We start from the raw sequence: 2,717 nt of genomic DNA on the forward strand, positions 1-2,717 counted from the left end.
CTAAGCGGCTCGTCGAGACCATGATGGCCCAAGATCGCATCGTCATATGCTCGCGCTGGGGTAACTGGGCTTACAATACTTGGCTTGACGGAGCGCATCCGCTCGGTTTCGTACGGCGTACGCCCTGGAATGCCTGGATCGAGGGCAACCCACAATGGGAAGTGGTACTGGAGGTCGATGCGCTTGACTTGAACAACCGAAACGGGGACGGCACGCGCTGGGCTCTGGCCGACTTTCATCTTATTTATCCCACTGCTGATCGCGCACTGGTCTTCCTTTCGCCCGGCGGTTCCGATACTTGTATCGTGCGGGAATTCGACGTGGAAGCGCGTGCGTTTGTTGAGAACGGATTCGAACTACCAGATTCCGGTCACCACAGCGTTGCATGGATCGATCGAGATACGGTTTATGTGAGCTGGGATGACAGCGCAGTAAACGCGGCCCCCGCTGTCACTGTTTCCGGTCACCCGCGACAGGTGCGCAGATGGAAGCGCGGAACGCCAGTTGCAGATGCGCCGGTGGTGTTCGAATGCGAGCCTGACGACTTGGGTGCGTCAGCGAATTACGACCCAATCCAAGCACGTCATATTGCAAGGCGCAGCACAACATTCTACGAAAGGGAGCAATTCTGGCTCGACGAAAAGGCTGGTGAATGGCGGTTGTACGATGTGCCGCGTAATACGGCTGCTTTGTTTGAGTGGAACGAATGGCTATTCGTCACGCCGCGCACCAATTGGCACGTCAACGAGACGATTTATCGGGGCGGTTCTTTACTGGCCATTCGACGTGACGCATTTCTCGACGGTGATCGCCACTTCACCGTACTTTTCACGCCAACTGACGAGAACGTACTGTCGGGGGTGGGTTATACGAAGCACTGGCTAATCGTCTCTGACAAGAGCGAAAGCGTTACCCGCGTGACGCTTTGGCATCCGCCAGACTCGGTCGACGACACGTGGCAATCTCGAGCGTATCCGTTGCCGGCCGGATGCGAAGCATCTGTGACCGCCGTCGATAGAGCACGCGATGACACTGTACTGATCTACGTCGATCACTTCCTGACACCACCAGCGCTGTACCATGCCGATCTCTCCAGTGACACACCTTGGCACCAACTCGGGCAGCTTCCCGCACGCTTCGATTCAACCGGATTCGTCGCGTTGCGCCGGCATGCCATGGCGCCCGATGGCGTGCAGATTCCGTATTGGGTGATCGGCCGCGAGGCAGATCTTCAGGGTACCCCTCGACCTTGCCTGCTCTATGGATACGGCGGATTCGAAATCCCGCTCGATACACCCGCCTATATGGACACTTTGGGATTCTCCTGGCTCGAACCGGGCGGTGTGTACGCAATCGCAAGCATCCGGGGGGGAGGTGAGTTCGGGCCTGGCTGGCATCAAGCCGCGCAACGAGAAAAACGTCCGGTCGCATTTGGTGATTTCATTGCCGTCGCTGAGGCATTGATCGGCTCCAGTGTTACCACCCCGGAGCAACTCGCGATCCAAGGGGCGAGCAACGGCGGGTTGTTAACCGCAGCGTGCATGATCCAGCGCCCGGATTTGTTCGGTGCCGTTATCTCGCATGTGCCAGTCCTCGACATGTCACGCTTTCACCTGTTGTTGCAGGGCGCTTTGTGGGTCGACGAGTACGGCAATCCCGACGATGCCGACGATCGCCGGATGCTGATGGCTTACTCGCCCTATCACAACGTAAAGCCCGACGTCTCCTATCCGCCGGTTCTATTCACATCATCGTCCACTGACGATCGCGTGCATCCAGGCCATGCACGCAAGATGGTGGCGAAAATGCAGGCACTCGGACATGGCGAGGTCTGCTACCTAGAACAGCGCGATGGCGGTCATGGCGCTGGCGTCGAACCCGAAACCATAGCCCGCGCCAGTGCAACGACATTTGAGTTCCTGCGGGCGAAGATTGGGGCGTTGTTACGACCGAACGCGTAACCCGGTTTTTCACGAGGGGGGCGTGCCTCCGCTATCACGAAGATAAAGAGGGTCGACCGGGATATGCCTAAGTACTAACCCGCTGACGCGGGAGTGGGAGGTGAGCGAGCGCCCATGGCTGGCGTTCACCGGCAGTGGTGAGTTGACGCAGGATTCCAACGAGGGGACGCAGATACCTCCAGGAGCAGTATGTGGATGCCCAACCGGGCTCCACCACTGCTTCCAGGAGGTTAGTCATGACGCCGCTGCGCCAACGCATGTTGAACGACATGGAGATCCGTAATCTCGCCGAGAACACACAGAAGTCCTATCTGATTCAGGTACGCAGTTTCGCCCGGCACTTCCACCGCTCGCCCGAACTGCTGGGTCCCGACGAGATCCGGACCTGGCTCGTCTACCTCCTCGAAGAGCGCAAGCTGGCACCCGCCAGTCTCGGCGCAACGATCGGTGCACTGCGCTTTCTCTACCGCGTGACGCTCAAGCGCGACTGGAGCGACGAGGATTTTCCCCTGCCGAAGAAGCCGGTGAGACTACCGGTCATCCTGAGCTTCGACGAGGTTAAAGCCTTCTTCGATGCCATTCCCAGCCTGAAGCACCGGGCCACGCTAATGACCGCGTATGCCGCCGGCCTGCGAATTTCAGAAGTTGCACACCTGAAGGTCACCGATATCGACAGCAAGCGCATGGTCATCCGCGTGAACCCATTTCTTTATACAGAACGCCAACTGCTCACTCCCGAAGCGCCTGTAAAATTTG

At 58.3% G+C, this 2,717-nt stretch carries 2 protein-coding genes; both read left to right on the top strand.

What is annotated here, in order from left to right; genetic code table 11:
- Positions 1-1,961 (top strand): prolyl oligopeptidase family protein (locus A3A5_RS0116730; RefSeq protein WP_018311695.1); only part of this gene is annotated, 1,961 nt, incomplete at its 5' end.
- Between the two features lie 236 nt (positions 1,962-2,197).
- Positions 2,198-2,717: phage integrase N-terminal SAM-like domain-containing protein (locus A3A5_RS0116735; protein ID WP_018311696.1), on the top strand; the 520-nt coding region annotated here is incomplete at its 3' end.

Source organism: Cupriavidus sp. UYPR2.512 (genome assembly GCF_000379565.1).
Taxonomy (GTDB): Bacteria; Pseudomonadota; Gammaproteobacteria; order Burkholderiales; family Burkholderiaceae; genus Cupriavidus.